Genomic DNA, 17,739 nt, shown 5'->3' with positions numbered 1-17,739 from the left:
GCCGGTGCGCGCAGGTGAGGTCGCGACCGTTCGACGGGGAGCCGAGCCGCGGATCAGGAGACCCGCGTCAGAGCGTGAGCTGACCGACGACGGTGATCGTCGAGCCGCGCGGTGCCTGCGCGGCCCCGGCGGGATCCGTCGAGGTCACCTTGGCGAAGTCGAGGAACACGTCGGGCAGGCTGTAGCTGACCTCGAATTCCGCGGCCTCGAGCGCGGCGATGGCGTCGCGCATGGACTGGCCGACCACGTCGGGGACCGCGACGAGGTCGGGCCCCTTCGAGACGGTGAGCATGACCTTCGAGCCCGGCACCATCGGGTCGTCGGCCCAGTCGGCCGTCTTCACGTGGTCCTTCGGCACCTCGTTGTCGAACACCGGTTCGGCGTACTCGACCGTCAGGCCGGCCGCCTTCAACTCGGCCTCCGCGTCGGTCGCGAGCTTGCCCTCGACCGGGGGCACGGCACCGACGGAGACGACGAGGCTCAGCTTGCCGCGCTCCGCGTACTGGTCGGGAACGGGGGAGCCGTCGGCGGCCAGCACCGCGATGACCGAGCCGGAGGGGACATCGGCCGAGAACTGCTCCACCGACTTCGCGTTCACCGTGAACGCCGAGAGCTGGGTTCTGGCATCGGCCTCGGCAGCACCGACGACCTGCGGGACGGCGATGATCGCCGGACCGGTGGAGATGTACATCGTGAGCGCCGACCCGCGCTGTGCTTGCTCGCCCGGCGCGGGATCGCTGCCCGACACCAGTCCATCGGCGACCTCGGGGTCGGAGCGTTGCGCATCGGTGACCTCGAAGCCCGCATCGACGAGGGCGGCACGAGCGTCGTCGGGGGTCTCGTTCACGATCTGGGGCACGGTCGCGTAGGAGCCGGGGCCGGCGCCGAAGTACCATCCGGTGCCCGCGGCGAGGCCGGTGAGCAGCAGCACGAGTGCGAGGATCCAGTAGCCGCGTCGGCGGCGGTGCGCCGCCGCAGTGGTGAGCGCCGCAGCGTCGGGGCCGTCGCCGTCGGCATCCGACGGGGGGAACGACGGGGACGGCACGGGCGTCGGCGCGAGCGCGGTGCCCGTGAGCACCGTGGTCGCCGCCGTCGAGGCGCCGACCGGAGCGGGTGCCGCGAGGAAGCCGCCGGTGAGCACCGAGGTGGCCTGCGTCGTGTTCATGCGACCGCCGCGGATCTCGGGTTCGATCTGCCGGAGCCGGTCGAGCATCTCCTTCGCGTCGCGAGGCCTCGCGTCGGGGTCGCGCGACGTCGACCACAGCACGAGCTCGTCGAGCTCGACCGGGACCGACGGGTTCTTGGTGCTCGGCATCGGCACCTGGTCGTTCGCGTGCTGGTACGCGATCGCCATCGGTGCCTCGCCGACGTAGGGCTGCTCGCCCGTGAGCATCTCGTAGACCATGATGCCGACGGCGTAGATGTCGCTGCGGGCATCGGCGATGCCGCGGGTCACGAGCTCGGGGGAGAGGTAGGCGATCGTGCCGAGCAGCGCCTGCCCGGTCGCGGTGTTCGCGCTGGCTGCGCGCGCGAGGCCGAAGTCGCCGAGCTTGATGCGGCCGTCGTCGGCGAGCAGCACGTTCTCGGGCTTGAGGTCGCGGTGAACGATGCCGGCCTTGTGCGCGGCCGCGAGGCCGGCGAGCACGGCGTCGAGGATATCGACGGTCTGCTCCGGCGTGAGGCGCTTGTAGTCCTTGAGGAGGTCGCGCAGGGTGATGCCCGGCAGGTATTCCATGACGAGGTACGCCATGTCGGAGTCCTGGCCCTGGTCGAAGACGTTCACGACGTTCGGGTGCGCCAGGCGTGCGGCCGAGCGGGCCTCCTGCACGAAGCGGGTCTTGAACGTGTTGTCGTCGGCGAGGTGCCCGTGCATGATCTTGATCGCGACCCGGCGCTCGAGGCGCAGGTCGGTCGCGAGGTACACCGTGGCCATGCCGCCGCGCGCGATCCGCGAGCGCACCTGGTACCGGCCGTCGATGAGACGGCCGATCATCGGGTCGACGGGCGCAGTGGTCACCAGAGAAGTGTACGAAGTCGTTCATGCCGATGGCCGACTACACACCGTGCACGCTGGGATCGGAATCGCTTCGTGATGCGACCGGTGGTCGCGGGTCAGCCGAGTTCTGCGATCCAGACCCGTGCCGCCGTCTCCCACTTCGCGTAGTGATCGGGGTGCGCGGAGTGCTGCACGGCCTGCGCCGCGGCCGAGACCGGCATGGACTCCCAGCCGTCGACGTCGAGCAGGCCCGGTGCACGGCCCGCGTTGGGCCCGCCGGGCCCCCCGTAGAACGAGCGCGCCGCGTGCGCGGGGTCGGAGACCTCCTCCACCGTTCCCCAGCCCTGACTCGGCCGCTGCTGGAAGAGCCCGAGCGAGTCGCGGTCGCCGGTGTCGAGGTCGCGGAGCCCGGACTCCTGCGCCGCGGCGACGAGCGCCACCACGATGCCCGCATCGGACACTCCGATCGACCGGCCGACATCGATGACGAGCTGCGCGTTGGCGCGCATCTCGTCGGTGAGCGTTGCCGGGCGGTCGGGCTCGGGCGCTGCGGGTTCCGCCGGCGCGGCGGGCTCCACCTGTGCGACGGGTTCCGCGGTCACGGCTTCGGCGGCGGCGGGCTCGGGCGCGGCCGGCGGCGGCACGGCCGGGGGAGCGGCGGTCGCCGCGGCATCCGGCGCTCCACCGGTACCTGGCAGCACGATCGACTCGCCGGGGAAGATCAGGCTCGACGCGCTCAGGCCGTTGGCGCTCAGCACATCGCTCGCCCGAAGGCCGTACTGCTCGGCGATCCCGCTCACGGTGTCGCCCGCGACGACGGTGTGGCGACGGATGTCGGTGGCCGCCGTGGGTGGAGGCGCGACGGGCACCGAGCCGCCAGGCAGCGCCAGCCGTTGGCCCGGGAAGATGAGACTCGACCATCCGAGTCCGTTCGCGGCGAGCACCTCGGCCGTCGCGAGTCCGTAGCGTTCGGCGATCCCGCTCACGGTGTCGCCCTCGGCGACGACGACCTCTGCCGGCGGGGCGACCGCCGCGACCGCCGCCGTGCGGCGCACCTCGGTGTTCGCAGCCTTGGCCTTCGCGAGCCGCTTCGCGGTGTGCGGGGCCGCCACGGCCGGCTGCACGACGCCGAGGGTCACGGCGAGCGTGCCCACGATCGCGATCGGCAGGGTCAGCAGGCGACGGATGCCGCGTGGCCGCCGTTCGCGCGCGAGTTCGCGCCTGGTCGTCGGTGCCGACGTCTCGGCCGGCGTCTCGCCGTTCGTCATGCTGCCCCCTCGACCGACCCCCATCGGTTCTGTGCGTCACCGTTCCACAGCGGACCGGAGGAGTCAACGACATGCGCGCGTGTCACCGGGAGTGGCCCGATGCGACGTCGGCGGGTGCCTCCGCGCGGTGCTCCGCAAGCTCGGACGGGTACCTTCCGAGACCGCGCGCTGGCTAGGCTGGAGGCGTGACCGATGCGACTGCGCCCGATTCGACCGCGACCGAATGGCTGACCGTTCCCGACCTCGTCGAGCTCTTCGGCTCGACCCCCAGCCGGGTGCGTCGCCTGATCGACGATCGTCATCTGCTCGCCGCCCGCTTCGACGGCGTGCTCAAGGTGCCCGCGGTCTTCATCCGCGACGGCCACCCGTTGCCCGAGCTGCACGGCACGATCGTGGTGCTCGGCGATGGCGGGTTCAGCGACGCCGAGGCGCTGGAGTGGCTCCTGAACGAAGACGAGAGTCTCGGCGTCAGCCCGATCACGGCCCTGCTGGCCGGTCGCAAGGCCGAGGTCAGGCGCGTCGCGCAGGCGCTGGCCTGATCGACCGCCACCTGATCGACGGCCGGGACGCGGCCTCCGGCCGGCCCCGCCCGAATGCGATCAGCTGCTGCGGCGGCTGACCGTCGTCGCGAGCGCGGCGAGTTCGGAGCGTGCAGGCGAGCTCAGCGGCGCGTCGGCGAGGGCGGCGAGCGCACGCCCGACCTCGGCCGCGATGATCGTCTCGACCTCGTCGACGGCGCCCGAGTCGCCGATGGTCCGCTGCAGCATCCGGATCTGCTCGTCGGTGAGCTCGGGGTCGCCGAGCAACTCGTCGAGCAGGTTGCGGGGGCCGGCCGCCAGGCGTTCCCTGGCGATCGCGACGAGCATGGTGCGCTTGCCCTCGCGCAGGTCGTCGCCGCTCGGCTTGCCCGTGACGGCCGGGTCTCCGTAGACGCCGAGGAGATCGTCGCGCAGCTGGTACGCCATGCCGAGCGGGAGCCCGAAGTCGCGGAGGGACCGGATCTGCGCCGGTGTGCCGCCGGCGATGAGCCCGCCGAGGGCGAGCGGCGACTCGACGGAGTACTTCGCGGCCTTGTACGTGATCACGCGCTCGGCGATCTGCCGCTGCTCGTCATCGGGCTTCGTGCGCCACGACTGCTCGGCCAGGATGTCGAGATACTGGCCGGCCGTCACCTCGGTGCGCATGCGCATGAACTCGGCACGCGCCGCGCGAGCGGCGGCCCGGTCGCTCAGAGTGTCGAGCCCTTCGTCGAGCAGTTCGTCGCTCCAGCCGAGGAGGAGGTCGCCGAGCAGGATCGCCGACGCCCGGCCGAACTCGTCGCTGCTGCGCAGCCAGCCCGCATCGGCGTGCATCCGCTCGAACAGGCGGTGCGCGGCCGGTGCCCCACGACGCGTGTCGGAGTTGTCGATGATGTCGTCGTGCACGAGCGCCGCGGCGTGGAAGACCTCGAGCGCCGAGGCCGCCGACACGATCGGGAAGGTGTCGCGCTCGGCGTCGTCGCCGAACGGGTCGAATCCGCTTCCGCCGACGGACTCCCAGCCCCAATAGCAGAACAGGGCCCGGAAGCGCTTGCCTCCGCTGAGAAAGCGCCTTGAGAAGTCGTCGAGCGGCTCCAGCTCGGGTGCGATCGAGCGGAGAATGGTGCTGCGGTCATCGAGGAACCCATCGATGCGCGTTTGAACCAGATCGACCAGTCGAGAACCTTGAGCCACTCGCCTAGCCTAGCGAGGCCGGGCGGCGCTAGAATGGGCACGGATGCGTCGGTCCCGAGCCTGAGGGGAAAGAGATGCCGCTTTCAGAGCAGGAGCAACGTCTTCTCGAGGAGATGGAGCGGAACCTCTACCGCAATGATGCGGACTTCGTGCATGCGGTCGGAGGTGGTCATGGGCGACGCCCGAACTACCGGGCGATCGTGCTCGGTGTTCTGCTCGCCGTGATCGGCGCCGGCGCCCTCATCGCGGGAGTGGCGCTGCAGATGCTCATCGTCGGCATCCTCGGCTTCGCCATGATGTTCGCGGGCGTGCTCGTCGCGATCACGCCGGGCAAACGAGGTGCGTCCGCTCCGGCTCCCGAAGAGGGTGCGCCGTCGACCGGCAAGACGCAGGGCCAGCAGTCCGCCGGCTTCATGGACCGCCTCAACGAGCGTTGGGACCGTCGCCAGGAGCGCGGCGACTAGGCCCTCCACCACCCTCCACCGTTGAACGGGTCGATCCTCCGGATCGGCCCGTTTCGTCGTTTCCGGGCTCCCGGCACGTCGAGTCGGCGGTTCTGCGGCTGATCCGAGACCTCGATGGCGAGGACGGTGCGGCCGCCTCGGCGCGCGCACGCGGCATCCGACGATCGGAATGCCGTCGTTGCTCCCCGTTGCGCTCGAATCCCTCCACACCCCTCCACGCCGTGAATGCCCGTCTTTCCAGGGCAGTTCTGCTGCTGTTCCATACCGATCGGCCGCATGTCGTTGTTTCGGGGATGAGAGTGGAGTAAAGTGGGGGCACCTGGATCCTGGTCGGAGGAAAGGGGGTGGTGCGGTGTTCCTCGGGACCTACGAGCCCAAGCTCGATGAGAAGGGCCGCGTCATTCTTCCGGCCAAATTCCGGGACGAACTGTCGACCGGTCTCGTGCTCACGCGCGGGCAGGAACGCTGCATCTACGTGTTCAGCGCCAGGGAGTTCGAGCAGATGAACGAGAAGATCCGCCAAGCCCCGGTGACGAGCAAGCAGGCGCGCGACTACATGCGCGTCTTCCTCTCGGGGGCCTCCGCGGAGACGCCCGACAAGCAGCACCGGATCACGGTCCCTGCAACGCTCCGCAGCTATGCGGGGCTCGGTCGAGACCTCACGGTCATCGGTGCCGGCAGCAGGGTCGAGATCTGGGATGCCACGGCCTGGCAGACCTACCTCGCCGAACAGGAGGCGGCCTTCGCAGAGACGGCGGAGGAGGTGATCCCGGGGCTCTTCTAGCTCGACGGGTTGCGACTCCCAGCCGTACGCGCCTGCTGCACTTCCCCGCAACAGGACGAACGGATGGGCATCGGAATCCGTCGGACACGATCCCGGAGGCATCATGGACATCGAACGCATCCACACACCGGTCATGCTCGAGCGCACGCTCGAACTCCTCGAACCCGCGCTGCGGCGCGACGGCGCGGTCGTCGTCGACGCCACGCTGGGCATGGGCGGCCACACGGCGGCGATGCTCGAGCGGTTCCCGTCGCTGACGGTCATCGGACTCGACCGCGACACCGATGCGCTCGGGATCGCCCGCGAGCGGCTCGCGCGCTTCGGCGACCGCGCCCGCTTCGTGCACACGGTCTACGACGGCATCCTCGAGGCGATCGGCTCCGAGGGATACGACGAGGTCGACGCGGTGCTCTTCGACCTCGGCGTCTCGTCGCTGCAGCTCGACCGCGCCGAGCGCGGATTCGCGTATTCCAAGGACGCGCCCCTCGACATGCGCATGGACGGCACGACCGGGCGCACCGCGGCCGACATCATCGCGACGTACAGCGAGTCCGAGCTGAGGCACATCTTCCAGGACTTCGGCGAGGAGAAGCTCTCGGCGCGATACGCGAAGGCGATCGTGAAGGCTCGCGAGACCCAGCCGATCCTGCGATCGGCCGAACTCGTGTCGATCATCCACGACGCGACCCCGGTTGCCGTGCAGCGGCAGGGTCACCCGGCCAAGCGCGTCTTCCAGGCGCTGCGCATCGAGGTCAACGAGGAGCTCTCGGTGCTCCAGCGGGCGATGCCCGCCGCCCTCGAGGGGCTGAACGTCGGCGGCCGCATCGTCGTGCTCGCCTACCAGTCACTCGAGGACCGCATCGTCAAGCGCGTGCTGCAGGCCGCCTCCACGTCGTCGGCTCCGGCCGACCTGCCGATGGAACTGCCCGAGCACCGCCCGCAGTTCAAGCTGCTCGTGCGCGGCGCCGAACTCGCGAGCGAGGCCGAACAGGTCGAGAACCCGCGGGCGAAGCCCGTGCGGCTGCGCGCCGCCGAACGCGTGAGGAGGGCGACATGAGCGCACTTCCCGCGCAGAGCGCACTCGCACCCGCACAGATCCGTCGTCGCGCGTGGATCCCCGAGATCCTCCGCCCGGCGCCCGACCGCGCCGCGCGGTCGAAGCCCCGCCTCGCGTACGCGGTCATCGCCGTCAGCGGCGTCGTGGCGATCGCGATCGCACAGCTCATGCTGTCGATCGCCGTCACGCAGGGCGCCTACGAGATCGACGGCTACGAACTCAGCCAGGCCAAGCTCTCCCGGCAGCAGCAGACCCTCTCCGAGGACCTCGACCGGGTGCAGTCCCCGCAGTACCTCGCGAAGAACGCCGAGGCGCTCGGCATGGTTCCCAACACGAACCCCGTGTTCCTGCGGCTCAGCGACGGCGCGGTGCTCGGGCAGCCGACCGCCGCGAGCGGGGGAGCCGCGGCATCCGCTGCCCTGGTTCCGAATGTGCTGATCGGCGGCGTGCCGCTCGTGACCGAGCAGCCCTCGGGGCAGACTGCACCTGTGGGCGGTCAGGGGGCCGGCCTCGGAGGAGCGGCTGCAGATCCGGCCGTACCGGCCGCACCGGCGCCGCCGCCCGTCAGCGGTTCGCTGCCGACGCCCACCACCCATTGACCTGCAGAGCCGCCAGAGGAGGATCCAGGTGAACCGCATCAGCCGTCACCCGATGCGGAGGATCCTCGCGGCAGGAGTCGTGCTCGTCGTGCTCGTCGCGCTCTTCGTGGTGCGCCTCGTCGACATCCAGGTCGTGCGCGCCGCGGCGCTCAACGAGCAGGCCGACGAGGTGCGCTCGACCGATCCGATTCCGGTGTACGGCACGCGCGGCGAGATCGTCGACCGAAACGGCATCGTGCTCGCCGACAGCGTCATGCGCTACGACGTCGCCCTCTCGCCGAAGAACGCGAAGAAGGGGCCGATCGAGCGCGAGCAACCCGACCCCGGCGATCCAGGGAAGACGGTCAGGGTCAAGGTTCCGCTCGAGCAGACCGCGGCCGAGCTCGGCGCGATCGTCGGGCTCACCGGCGACCAGGTCCTCGGCATCGTCGCGGCCGAGCTCGCCGACGATCCCGACTCCGATTTCGCGTACGTCGCGAAGCTCGTCGATGTCGACACCTACGAGAAGATCCGGGCCCTCGACATCCCGTGGGTCGTGCAGTACCCGCACCCGAGCCGCAGCTACCCGAACGGCGCGGTCGGCGGCAACCTGCTCGGCTGGGTCGGCGAGGACGGCGCGGCGCAGGCCGGCCTCGAGCTGGGTCAGGATGCCTGCCTCGCGAGCGAGGACGGGGAGGTCACGTACATCCCGAGCCTGCAGGACTGGGTCGAGATCCCCGGCACCGAGGTCGTGCACAAGCAGGCGAGGAACGGCGGCAAGCTGCAGTTGACCATCGACTCCGACCTGCAGTGGGAGGTGCAGCGCATCGCCGAGGCGCAGCGACTCGCGGTCGGTGCGGAATGGGCGACCGTCACGGTCATGGAGGCCAAGACCGGCAAGCTGCTCGCCGTCGCCGACGTGCCCACCGTCGACCCGAACGACCCCGCTGCGACGGACTCGGGCGATCGAGGCTCGCGCACGTTCACGGCGCCGTTCGAGCCCGGGTCGACGTTCAAGGCCGTGACCGCCGCATCCGTCGAGGACGCGGGCAAGGCGAACCCGCTCAGTCAGATCGTCGCCGGGTACCGCTACAAGGTCGGCGGGGCCGACGTCAACGACAGCTTCTACCACGACGACACGCGGTACACCCTGACCGGGGTGCTCATCGACTCGTCGAACACGGGCATGTCGAAGTTCGGCGAGATGCTGACCGACCAGCAGCGGTTCGAGTACATGCAGAAGTTCGGCTTCGGCCGCGTGAGCGAGGTCGGCTTCCCGGCCGAGGCCTCCGGCGACCTGCACGGGGACCCGGCCGACTGGGACGACCAGACCCGCTACGCGACGATGTTCGGACAGGGCCTCACCACGACCGCGGTGCAGATCGCGAGCGCCTACCAGACCATCGCGAACGGGGGCGTGCGCATGCCCGTGCAACTCGTCGAGGGCTGCACCGGCGCCGACGGGAAGACCACCTCGCCCGAGGTCACGGGCACGCAGGTGATCAGCGAACAGGCCGCGCGTGAGACGAGCGAGATGCTCGAGAACGTGTACACGAAGGGCTGGCTCGCCAAGGACTGGAACATTCCCGGCTATCGCGTCGCCGCGAAGACCGGCACCGCACAGGTGCCCGACGGCAACGGCGGGTACCGCAAGGAGTACCTGGTCTCGGTCTCGGGCTTCGCGCCGGCCGACGACCCCGAGTTCGTCGTTTCGGTCAGCATCATGAATGCCGTTAAGATGAATTCGTCCGCCGCATCCGCTCCCGTGTTCCAACAGGTCATGAGCCAGGTGCTGAAGAAGTATCGGACGATTCCATCCGGCGCCGCGGCGCCTGACCTGCCAGAAACCTGGTGAGAAAGTTGGGTTCGTGACCGGATCGCCTCCCACGGCCCTCCGGCCTCAGCACCCCGCCCCCCGATCGCTTCGCGGACTGGCCGAGACGTTCGCGCTCGAAGTGCGCGGCGACCTGGGCGACCTCGAGGTCACGGGCGTCGTGCTGTCGTCGAACACCGTGCGCACCGGCGATCTCTACGTGGGCGTCCCCGGCCGCAACGCGCACGGCGCGCAGTACGCCGCCGCGGCTCGCGACGCCGGTGCGGTCGCCGTGCTGACGGATGCCGCGGGCGCGCTCCTCGCCGCCGACTCGGGCCTGCCCGTGCTCGTCGCCGACGACGCGCGCGCCACGCTCGGCGATGTCGCGGCGTGGATCCACCGCACCGACGAGAACCCGGCGACGCTGTTCGCGGTCACGGGCACGAACGGCAAGACGAGCGTCGTGTACCTGCTCTTCGGCATCCTGCGCCAGCTCGGCGTCGTCGCAGGACTCACCTCCACGGCCGAGCGACGCATCGGCGACGAGGCCGTCACGAGCTCGCTCACCACCCCCGAGGCGAGCGAGCTCCACGCCCTGCTCGCCCGCATGCGCGAGGTCGACGTGCGCGCGGTCGGCGTCGAGGTCTCGGCGCAGGCGCTCTCGCGCCACCGCGTCGACGGACTCGTGTTCGACGTCGCGGGGTTCACCAACCTCACCCACGACCACCTCGACGACTACGCGTCGATGGACGTCTACTACGAGGCGAAGCGCGACCTGTTCCAGCCCGAGCGCGCACGCCGCGGCGTGGTCACGGTCGACTCGGAGTGGGGACGACGTCTCGTCGAGGACTCGCGCATCCCGGTCACCACGCTCACGACGAAGCCCGACGTCGCGGCCGACTGGCGCCTGACGGTGACCGAGGAGCAGCCGACGTACACGGCGTTCCGTCTCGACGGCCCCGACGGCCGGAGCCTCGCGACCCGGGTGCCGCTGCTCGGCTGGTACATGGCCGCGAACGCGGCGCTCGCGATCGTCATGCTCGTCGAGGCGGGCTACGACCTCGAGCGCATCGGGGCGAGCCTCGGCGCCGACGGCATCGACGCGTACATCCCGGGCCGCGCCGAGCGCATCTCGGGCGAGCGCGGACCGACCGTCTACATCGACTACGGTCACAGCCCCGACGCCTTCCTGCAGACGCTCGACGCGATCCGTCGAACGACCACCGGGCGCGTGATCATGGTCTTCGGCGCCGACGGTGACCGCGACACGACGAAGCGCGCCGACATGGGCGCGATCGCCGCGCGCGGCGCCGATGTCGTCGTCATCACCGACTTCCACCCCCGATGGGAGGACCCCGCGGAGATCCGCGCGGCCCTCATCGAGGGCGCCAGAGCCGCGGTGCCAGACCGCGAGCTCCACGAGATCGCCGACCCGCGTGCCGCGTTCCGCGCTGCGCTCGCCCTCGCCGGCGACGGCGACTCGATCCTCTACGCCGGCCCGGGTCACGAGGACTATCACGAAGTGAAAGGCGTCAAGATCCCCTACTCAGCACGAGACGATGCGCGCGCCGCGCTCCGCGAAGCCGGGTGGCTCGCATGATCGCCCTCAGTCTCGACGAGATCGCCGCGGCCGTCGGCGGGTCGCTCCGCCTGCGTTCGACGGATGCGACGTCCGCGACGCTCGTCGACGGCACCGTCACCACCGACTCCCGTGAGATCGCCCCCGGCGACGTGTTCTTCGCCAAGCGCGGCGAGTTCGACGACGGCCACCGCTTCGCACCCGCTGCCGCCGACCAGGGCGCGGCGCTGCTCGTCGTCGAGCACGAACTCGACCTCGAGGTTCCGCAGATCGTCGTCGAGGACTCGGTCGTCGCGCTCGGTGCGCTCGCGACCGACGTCGTCGCGCGCGTGCGCGCCCACGGCGACCTGAAGATCGTCGGCGTCACGGGCTCGAACGGCAAGACGACGACGAAGAACCTGCTGCGCGCGGTGCTCGAGCACGTCGGGCCGACGGTGGCTGCCCGGGCGTCGTACAACAACGAGGTCGGCGGCCCGATCACGATGCTCGCGCTCGCGCACGACACGAAGTTCCTCGTGGCCGAGATGGGTGCCTCGGGCGTCGGCGAGATCGCGCGCCTCGTGCGCATGGCCCGTCCCGACATTGGCATCGTGCTGAAGGTCGGCCTCGCGCACGCCGGCGAGTTCGGCGGCATCGAGCAGACCGTTCGCGCGAAGTCCGAGATGGTCACCGACCTGCTGCCCACGGATGTCGCGGTGCTCAACCTCGACGACCCGCGGGTGGCGCCGATGGCCGGTCTCACCGAGGCCAGGGTCGTCACCTTCGGACTCGGCTCCGCCGCCGACGTGCGCGCCGACGACCTCGTCGTGCACGCCCGCGGCACCGAGTTCACCGTGCACGTGCCCGGCGGCGAATCCGCCCGCGTGCACTTCGGCGTGCTCGGCGAGCATCACGTGATGAATGCACTGGCGGCCGTCGCGGCATCCGTCGAACTGGGCGTGGCGCTGGCCGACGTCGTCGCGGCGCTCGAGCAGGTCACGCTGGCCGAGCGCTGGCGCATGCAGGTCATGGGCGGGCGCGACGACGTCACGGTCATCAACGACGCGTACAACGCCAGCCCCGACTCCATGAGCGCGGCGATCAAGACGCTCGCCCAGGTCAAGGCCCCGGGCACCCGGACCATCGCCGTCCTCGGCGAGATGAGCGAACTCGGGGAGTTCTCGGGCGAGGAGCACGACCGCATCGGCCTGCTCGCGGTGCGGCTCGGCATCTCGCAGCTCATCGTGGTCGGACCGGGCGCCAGGCGCCTGCACATCACGGCGATCAACGAGGGCTCATGGGACGGCGAGTCCGCCTACGTCGAGACCGCCGACGAGGCGTACGACCTCGTCGTGGCATCCGCTCAGCCCGGTGACACCGTGCTGGTGAAATCCTCGAACTCGGCGGGTCTCCGTCACCTCGGCGACCGACTGGGAGAATGGTTCTCGTGAGAGCACTTCTGAGCGCCGGCGCGTTGTCGCTCGCCTTCACGCTGTTTCTGACGCCGCTCTTCATCCGGCTGTTCGTGAAGCTCGGCTGGGGGCAGTTCATCCGCGACGACGGGCCGCAGAGCCATCACGTCAAGCGCGGCACGCCCACGATGGGCGGCATCATCTTCATCCTCGGCACCGTCTTCGGCTACTTCGTCGCCACGCTGCTGCTGAGCAACGAGAAGCCCACGGCGACCGGGCTCCTGGTGCTGTTCATGATGGTGGGGCTGGGGCTCGTCGGGTTCCTCGACGACTTCCTGAAGACCCGCAAGAAGCAGAGCCTCGGGCTCGGCGGATGGGCCAAGGTCGCCGGGCAGACCGCGGTCGCGGCCGCGTTCGCCCTGCTCGCGATCAGCTTCCCGAACGCCGAGAACGTGACGCCTGCGAGCACGAGCATCTCGTTCATCCGCGACCTGCCGTTGGACTTCATGGTCTTCGGAACGGTGCTCGGCACGATCATCTACGTCATCTGGATCTGCGTGATCACCGCGGCCGCATCGAACGGCGTCAACGTGACCGACGGACTGGACGGACTCGCCGGCGGCGCCTCGGTGCTCGCGATCGGCTCGTTCATCATCATCGGCTTCTGGCAGTTCAACCAGTCGATCTTCAGCGCGAACCTCAATCAGGCCGATGCGTATCGGGCCTACGACGTTCGCGATCCGCTCGACATCGCGATCGTCGCCTCGGCGATCGTGGGCGGTCTGATCGGGTTCCTCTGGTGGAACACCAACCCGGCGAAGATCTACATGGGCGATACCGGGTCCCTCGCCCTCGGTGGCGCGCTCGCAGCACTCGCGATCGTGAGCCAGACCGAGCTGCTGCTCGTGCTCATCGGCGGAATCTTCGTCATCGAGACCGGCTCGGTCATCGTGCAGCGCGCGTACTTCAAGCTCACCGGCGGCAAACGCATCTTCCTGATGAGTCCGATCCACCACCACTTCGAGCTGAAGGGCTGGGCTGAGGTCACGATCGTCGTGCGCTTCTGGCTGATCGCCGGCATGTTCGTCGCCGCGGGCGTCGGCGCCTTCTACTTCGAGTGGCTCCAGCGATGAGCGAGTCGGATGCCGCGGGCGGCCGCCTCGACTCCCTGACGAGCTGGCACGCCGAGTGGAGCGGCCTCCGGGTGCTCGTGCTCGGCGCGGGCGTCACCGGATTCGCGGTCGCCGACACGCTCGCGGAGCTCGGCGCGGAGGTGCTGCTGGCTGCGACGGGCGTCGACGACGATCGCGCGCGCATCCTCGACGTGATCGGCGTGCGGGTGCTGCGGCATCCGCTGGACGCCGTGCCCGAGGAGGTCGCGGCGTTCGCACCCGAGCTCGTGGTCGCCTCGCCGGGCTTCCACCCCGACAACGCGGTGCTCGAGTGGGCGGCCGCCACGGGCGTGCCCGTCTGGGGCGACATCGAGCTCGCCTGGCGCGTGCGCGACAAGGTGAACGCGGCCGAGTGGATCCTGGTCACCGGCACGAACGGCAAGACGACGACCACGCAGCTCGCGGCGACGCTGCTCGCCGCGAACGGCCTGCGGGCCGCGCCCTGCGGCAACATCGGCGTGCCGGTGCTCGACGCCGTGCGCGATCCCGGGGGATTCGACGTGCTCGTCGTGGAGCTCTCGAGCTACCAGTTGCACGCCCTGCCGATCGAGGGCGCCGGCGCGCTGCATTCGCTCGCGAGCGTGTGCCTGAACGTCGCCGACGACCACCTCGACTGGCACGGCTCGGCCGACGCGTATCGCGCGGCCAAGGCCAAGGTCTACGCGAACACGCGCGTCGCGTGCGTGTACAACCGCGCCGACGACGCGACCCGGCGCATGGTCGAGGAGGCGGAGGTCGAAGACGGCGCCCGTGCCATCGGCTTCGGGCTGGACACCCCCGGTCCGAGCGACTTCGGCGTCGTCGAGGGCATCCTCTGCGATCGGGCCTTCCTCGAGGATCGGCACTCCACAGCGCTCGAGATCATCACGGTCGACGAGCTCGAACCCCGCGGACTCGGCGCGCCGCACATCGTGGCGAACATCCTCGCGGCATCGGCGCTCGTGCGTGCCGCGGGCGTGCCCGTCGGGGTCATCCACGACGCGCTCGGTGAGTTCAGCCTCGACGCGCACCGCATCCAGACGGTCGCGGTCTCCGGCGGCATCCGCTGGGTCGACGACTCGAAGGCGACCAACCCGCACGCGGCCGAGGCCTCGCTGAAGGCGTATCCGCGCGTCGTGTGGATCGTGGGCGGCCTGCTGAAGGGCGTCGACGTCGACGGGCTCGTCGCGGCCCATGTCGGACGGTTGCGTGCGGCGGTCGTGATCGGGGTCGACCGGTCGGCACTCGTCGACGCGTTCGCCCGACACGCGAGCGACGTGCCGCTGTTCGAGGTCGACGCCGATGACACTGGAACGGTCATGGCGCGCGCCGTCGCCTTCGCGGAGGCGATCGCTCAGGACGGCGACACGGTGCTGCTGGCACCGGCGGCCGCCTCGATGGACCAGTTCGCCGACTACGCCGATCGCGGCCGTCGGTTCCAGCACGCGGTACGAGCACGATTGGAAGGTGAGGCGGATGGCGACTCCGCCCCGCACGACCCCACCGCGACCGAACCCGACCCCCGAGGCTGACCGCGGGGGAGTCGCCGCCCGCATCCGCCTCGGGCGCGTCTTCCGCGTGGAGTCGAAGGACTACGTCCTGCTGCTGAGCACCGTCGTGTTCCTCGTGCTGTTCGGGCTCGTCATGGTGCTCTCGTCGTCGACCGTCGAATCGCGGCTCGAAGACGGCGGATTCTTCGTGCAGGCCCTCCGCCAGGGCATGTTCGCCGGCATCGGCCTGCCGCTCATGCTCATCGCGAGCCGCATGCCGGAGCGCTTCTGGTTGCGAGTCGCGTGGCCGTTGCTGCTCACCGCCTGCGTGCTGCAGCTCCTCGTCGTCGCCACGCCGCTCGGCATCGAGGTCGGCGGCAACACGAACTGGCTCGCGCTCGGACCCGTGCAGTTCCAGCCGTCGGAGATCATCAAGGTGGCGCTCGTCATCTGGCTCGGCCTCATCGTCACGAAGAAGCAGGCCCACCTCGGCGACTTCGGCAAGGGCGTCGTGCCGATCCTGCTCGTGGGCGGCGGGGCCATCGGGCTCGTCCTGCTCGGCGGCGACCTCGGCACGGTCATGATCATGGGTGCCATGCTGCTCGGCACGCTGTTCCTCATCGGGGTCAGGTTCCGGCTGCTGCTGCCGCCGGTGCTCCTCAGCGCCGCGCTGTTCGTGATCGTCGCCGTCTCCAGCGACAACCGCATGCGCCGCATCAGTGCGTTCCTCCAGGAGAACTGCGAGCAGGGCGCCGGCGACGACTGCTGGCAGATCCAGCACGGTCGGTTCGCACTCGCGAACGGCGGGGTCTTCGGGGTCGGACTCGGCAATTCCACCGCCAAGTGGTCGTGGCTCCCGGCGGCCGACAACGACTTCATCTTCGCGATCATCGGCGAGGAACTGGGCCTGATCGGGGCCGTCGTCGTGATCGCGCTGTTCGTGCTGCTCGCCGTCGCGTTCGCTCGCGTGCTGCGCTCGGCGCAGACGCCGTTCGCGAAGACGGTCACGGCGGCCGTCATGGTGTGGGTCATCGGTCAGGCGTGTGTCAACATCGGTGTCGTGCTTGGTGTCTTTCCCGTTCTCGGCGTCCCCCTCCCACTCGTCTCAGCGGGCGGGACCGCGCTCGTGACGACCCTCTTCGCGATCGGCGTCGTGCTCTCGGTCGCCCGCGACCCGGCGGCCTCCGCTCGTGCCGCGGCGCGCCTCGCGGCGAGGGCCTCGGCGCGCTCCACGACCGGCACCCCGGCAGGGCGCACGCGATGACCGTCTACCTGCTGGCCGGCGGCGGAACCGCCGGCCACGTGAACCCCCTGCTCGCCGTCGCCGATCGCCTCACCGAACGCGATCCATCGGCCGAGGTGCTCGTCCTCGGCACGGCCGAGGGGCTCGAGGCCCGGCTCGTTCCCGCCCGCGGCTACGAGCTGCTGACGATCGCGAAGGTGCCCTTCCCGCGCCGCCCGAACGGCGCCGCGCTGCGGTTCCCGAAGCGGTTCCGCGAGTCGGTCGCCGACGTGCGCACGATCATCGCCGAGCGCGAGGTCGACGTCGTCGTCGGATTCGGCGGCTACGTCTCGACGCCCGCGTACCTCGCCGCGCGGCGCCTCGACGTGCCGGTCGCGATCCACGAGGCCAACGCGAGGCCCGGCCTCGCGAACCGACTCGGCGCGCGCTGGGCCGAGACCGTCGGCGTCGCCTTCAGCGGCACGCCGCTCCGGCACGCCGAGGTGGTCGGCATGCCGCTCCGTCGCGAGATCGAACAGCTCGACCGGGCCGCGCTGCGCGAGTCCGCAGCGGACTTCTTCGGGCTCGACGCCGCCAGGCCGGTGCTGCTCGTCACCGGTGGATCGCTGGGCGCGCGGCGCATCAACCGCACGGTCACCGAGTCGGCGGTCGCCCTCACCGCTGCCGGATGGCAGGTGCTGCACATCACGGGTGCGAACTCCGAGGTGACCGATCCGGGCCTCGCGGACTACCGCATGCTCGAGTACGCCGATCGCATGGACCTCGCCCTCTCAGCCGCCGACGTCGCCGTCTCGCGCGCCGGGGCGGCGACCGTCAGCGAACTGGCCGCACTCGGCATCCCGTCGGTGCTCGTTCCGTATCCGGTCGGCAACGGCGAGCAGCGCTTCAACGCGGCCGACGTGGTCGGAGCGGGCGGGGCGATCCTCGTCGACGACGCCGACTTCACGCCCGAATGGGTCGATCTGACCGTCCTTCCGCTGCTGGCCGACGAAGCGCGCATCGCTCGCATGGCGGTCGCCGCGGCATCCGTGGGTCGACGAGACGGCACCGACCGCATGGTCGACCTCGTCGACGCCGCCCTCGGCGCGGATGCCGACGACACCGCCGCGGACGCGTAACGTGGAGGTGGCGGATGCCGCGGCATCCGTCACCCCGAAACCTCGGCCGCAGCGCGTCGCCGCCGGCCTCTGCATCACCGCCCAGAGCCCAGAGA

15 protein-coding genes are annotated in these 17,739 nt (G+C 70.5%); 12 read left to right on the top strand and 3 right to left on the bottom strand.

All coding sequences use genetic code 11. The annotated features are described in order from the left end of the window. Window positions 1-67: 67 nt before the first annotated feature. Window positions 68-2,017, bottom strand: coding sequence for a Stk1 family PASTA domain-containing Ser/Thr kinase (gene pknB / locus ATC03_RS11625; RefSeq protein ID WP_067877154.1), 1,950 nt, complete (start codon window positions 2,015-2,017; stop codon window positions 68-70). A 95-nt stretch (window positions 2,018-2,112) separates the two neighbouring features. Beyond that, on the bottom strand, window positions 2,113-3,264 hold the full coding sequence (locus ATC03_RS11620; protein WP_067877151.1) for a LysM peptidoglycan-binding domain-containing protein: 1,152 nt from the start codon (window positions 3,262-3,264) through the stop codon (window positions 2,113-2,115). Between the two features lie 185 nt (window positions 3,265-3,449). Between ATC03_RS11620 and ATC03_RS11615 the strand changes: the two genes are divergently transcribed. After that, a complete protein-coding gene (locus ATC03_RS11615) occupies window positions 3,450-3,803 on the top strand; it encodes an Rv2175c family DNA-binding protein (protein WP_067877148.1) in 354 nt (117 codons plus the stop codon). Window positions 3,804-3,863: 60 nt separating this feature from the next. Here the strand turns inward: ATC03_RS11615 and ATC03_RS11610 are convergent, their stop codons facing one another. Further along, window positions 3,864-4,976 carry a polyprenyl synthetase family protein gene (locus ATC03_RS11610; protein ID WP_067877144.1) on the bottom strand — a complete coding sequence of 371 codons (1,113 nt, stop codon included), beginning with the start codon at window positions 4,974-4,976 and terminating at the stop codon, window positions 3,864-3,866. 74 nt (window positions 4,977-5,050) lie between these two features. Between ATC03_RS11610 and ATC03_RS11605 the strand changes: the two genes are divergently transcribed. From ATC03_RS11605 to murG, 11 genes are all read left to right on the top strand, one after another. After that, window positions 5,051-5,440 carry a DUF3040 domain-containing protein gene (locus tag ATC03_RS11605; RefSeq protein WP_067877140.1) on the top strand — a complete coding sequence of 130 codons (390 nt, stop codon included), beginning with the start codon at window positions 5,051-5,053 and terminating at the stop codon, window positions 5,438-5,440. 352 nt (window positions 5,441-5,792) lie between these two features. After that, window positions 5,793-6,224 (top strand): division/cell wall cluster transcriptional repressor MraZ, encoded by a 432-nt coding sequence (gene mraZ / locus ATC03_RS11600; RefSeq protein ID WP_067877136.1) that lies wholly within the window; start codon window positions 5,793-5,795, stop codon window positions 6,222-6,224. A 103-nt stretch (window positions 6,225-6,327) separates the two neighbouring features. Continuing rightward, window positions 6,328-7,281: a 16S rRNA (cytosine(1402)-N(4))-methyltransferase RsmH gene (gene rsmH, locus ATC03_RS11595; RefSeq protein ID WP_067877133.1), complete on the top strand. Its 954-nt coding sequence runs from the start codon at window positions 6,328-6,330 to the stop codon at window positions 7,279-7,281. Beyond that, window positions 7,278-7,880 (top strand): cell division protein FtsL, encoded by a 603-nt coding sequence (gene ftsL / locus ATC03_RS11590; RefSeq protein WP_067877131.1) that lies wholly within the window; start codon window positions 7,278-7,280, stop codon window positions 7,878-7,880. Before rsmH ends, ftsL begins: the two co-directional genes overlap by 4 nt. Before the next feature lie 28 nt (window positions 7,881-7,908). Beyond that, window positions 7,909-9,714: a peptidoglycan D,D-transpeptidase FtsI family protein gene (locus ATC03_RS11585; RefSeq protein ID WP_084003446.1), complete on the top strand. Its 1,806-nt coding sequence runs from the start codon at window positions 7,909-7,911 to the stop codon at window positions 9,712-9,714. Window positions 9,715-9,727: 13 nt separating this feature from the next. Further along, window positions 9,728-11,272 carry a Mur ligase family protein gene (locus ATC03_RS11580; RefSeq protein WP_067877129.1) on the top strand — a complete coding sequence of 515 codons (1,545 nt, stop codon included), beginning with the start codon at window positions 9,728-9,730 and terminating at the stop codon, window positions 11,270-11,272. Continuing rightward, a complete protein-coding gene (locus ATC03_RS11575) occupies window positions 11,269-12,681 on the top strand; it encodes a UDP-N-acetylmuramoyl-tripeptide--D-alanyl-D-alanine ligase (RefSeq protein ID WP_067881997.1) in 1,413 nt (470 codons plus the stop codon). The genes ATC03_RS11580 and ATC03_RS11575 overlap by 4 nt, the downstream gene beginning before the upstream one ends. Further along, window positions 12,678-13,775 carry a phospho-N-acetylmuramoyl-pentapeptide-transferase gene (gene mraY / locus ATC03_RS11570; RefSeq protein WP_067881994.1) on the top strand — a complete coding sequence of 366 codons (1,098 nt, stop codon included), beginning with the start codon at window positions 12,678-12,680 and terminating at the stop codon, window positions 13,773-13,775. Before ATC03_RS11575 ends, mraY begins: the two co-directional genes overlap by 4 nt. After that, a complete protein-coding gene (gene murD / locus ATC03_RS11565; RefSeq protein ID WP_067877126.1) occupies window positions 13,772-15,325 on the top strand; it encodes a UDP-N-acetylmuramoyl-L-alanine--D-glutamate ligase in 1,554 nt (517 codons plus the stop codon). The genes mraY and murD overlap by 4 nt, the downstream gene beginning before the upstream one ends. Continuing rightward, entirely contained in the window at window positions 15,270-16,547 is a 1,278-nt protein-coding gene (gene ftsW, locus ATC03_RS11560) for a putative lipid II flippase FtsW (RefSeq protein WP_067877123.1), read from the top strand. The genes murD and ftsW overlap by 56 nt, the downstream gene beginning before the upstream one ends. Continuing rightward, on the top strand, window positions 16,544-17,644 hold the full coding sequence (gene murG, locus ATC03_RS11555; protein WP_067877119.1) for an undecaprenyldiphospho-muramoylpentapeptide beta-N-acetylglucosaminyltransferase: 1,101 nt from the start codon (window positions 16,544-16,546) through the stop codon (window positions 17,642-17,644). Before ftsW ends, murG begins: the two co-directional genes overlap by 4 nt. Window positions 17,645-17,739: the final 95 nt, after the last annotated feature.

The sequence above is a fragment of the Agromyces aureus genome, from assembly GCF_001660485.1.
Taxonomy (GTDB): domain Bacteria; phylum Actinomycetota; class Actinomycetes; order Actinomycetales; family Microbacteriaceae; genus Agromyces; species Agromyces aureus.
The sequence above is the reverse complement of the archived record's forward strand: the minus strand, read 5'-3'. Positions and strand labels throughout refer to the sequence as shown.

Coding starts and splice junctions, on each gene's coding strand:
- ATC03_RS11620 (WP_067877151.1), bottom strand. CDS start 3,264: ATGACGAACGGCGAGACGCCGGCCGAGACGTCGGCACCGACGACCAGG.
- ATC03_RS11605 (WP_067877140.1), top strand. CDS start 5,051: ATGCCGCTTTCAGAGCAGGAGCAACGTCTTCTCGAGGAGATGGAGCGG.
- rsmH (WP_067877133.1), top strand. CDS start 6,328: ATGGACATCGAACGCATCCACACACCGGTCATGCTCGAGCGCACGCTC.
- ftsL (WP_067877131.1), top strand. CDS start 7,278: ATGAGCGCACTTCCCGCGCAGAGCGCACTCGCACCCGCACAGATCCGT.
- ATC03_RS11575 (WP_067881997.1), top strand. CDS start 11,269: ATGATCGCCCTCAGTCTCGACGAGATCGCCGCGGCCGTCGGCGGGTCG.
- murD (WP_067877126.1), top strand. CDS start 13,772: ATGAGCGAGTCGGATGCCGCGGGCGGCCGCCTCGACTCCCTGACGAGC.
- ftsW (WP_067877123.1), top strand. CDS start 15,270: ATGGCGACTCCGCCCCGCACGACCCCACCGCGACCGAACCCGACCCCC.
- murG (WP_067877119.1), top strand. CDS start 16,544: ATGACCGTCTACCTGCTGGCCGGCGGCGGAACCGCCGGCCACGTGAAC.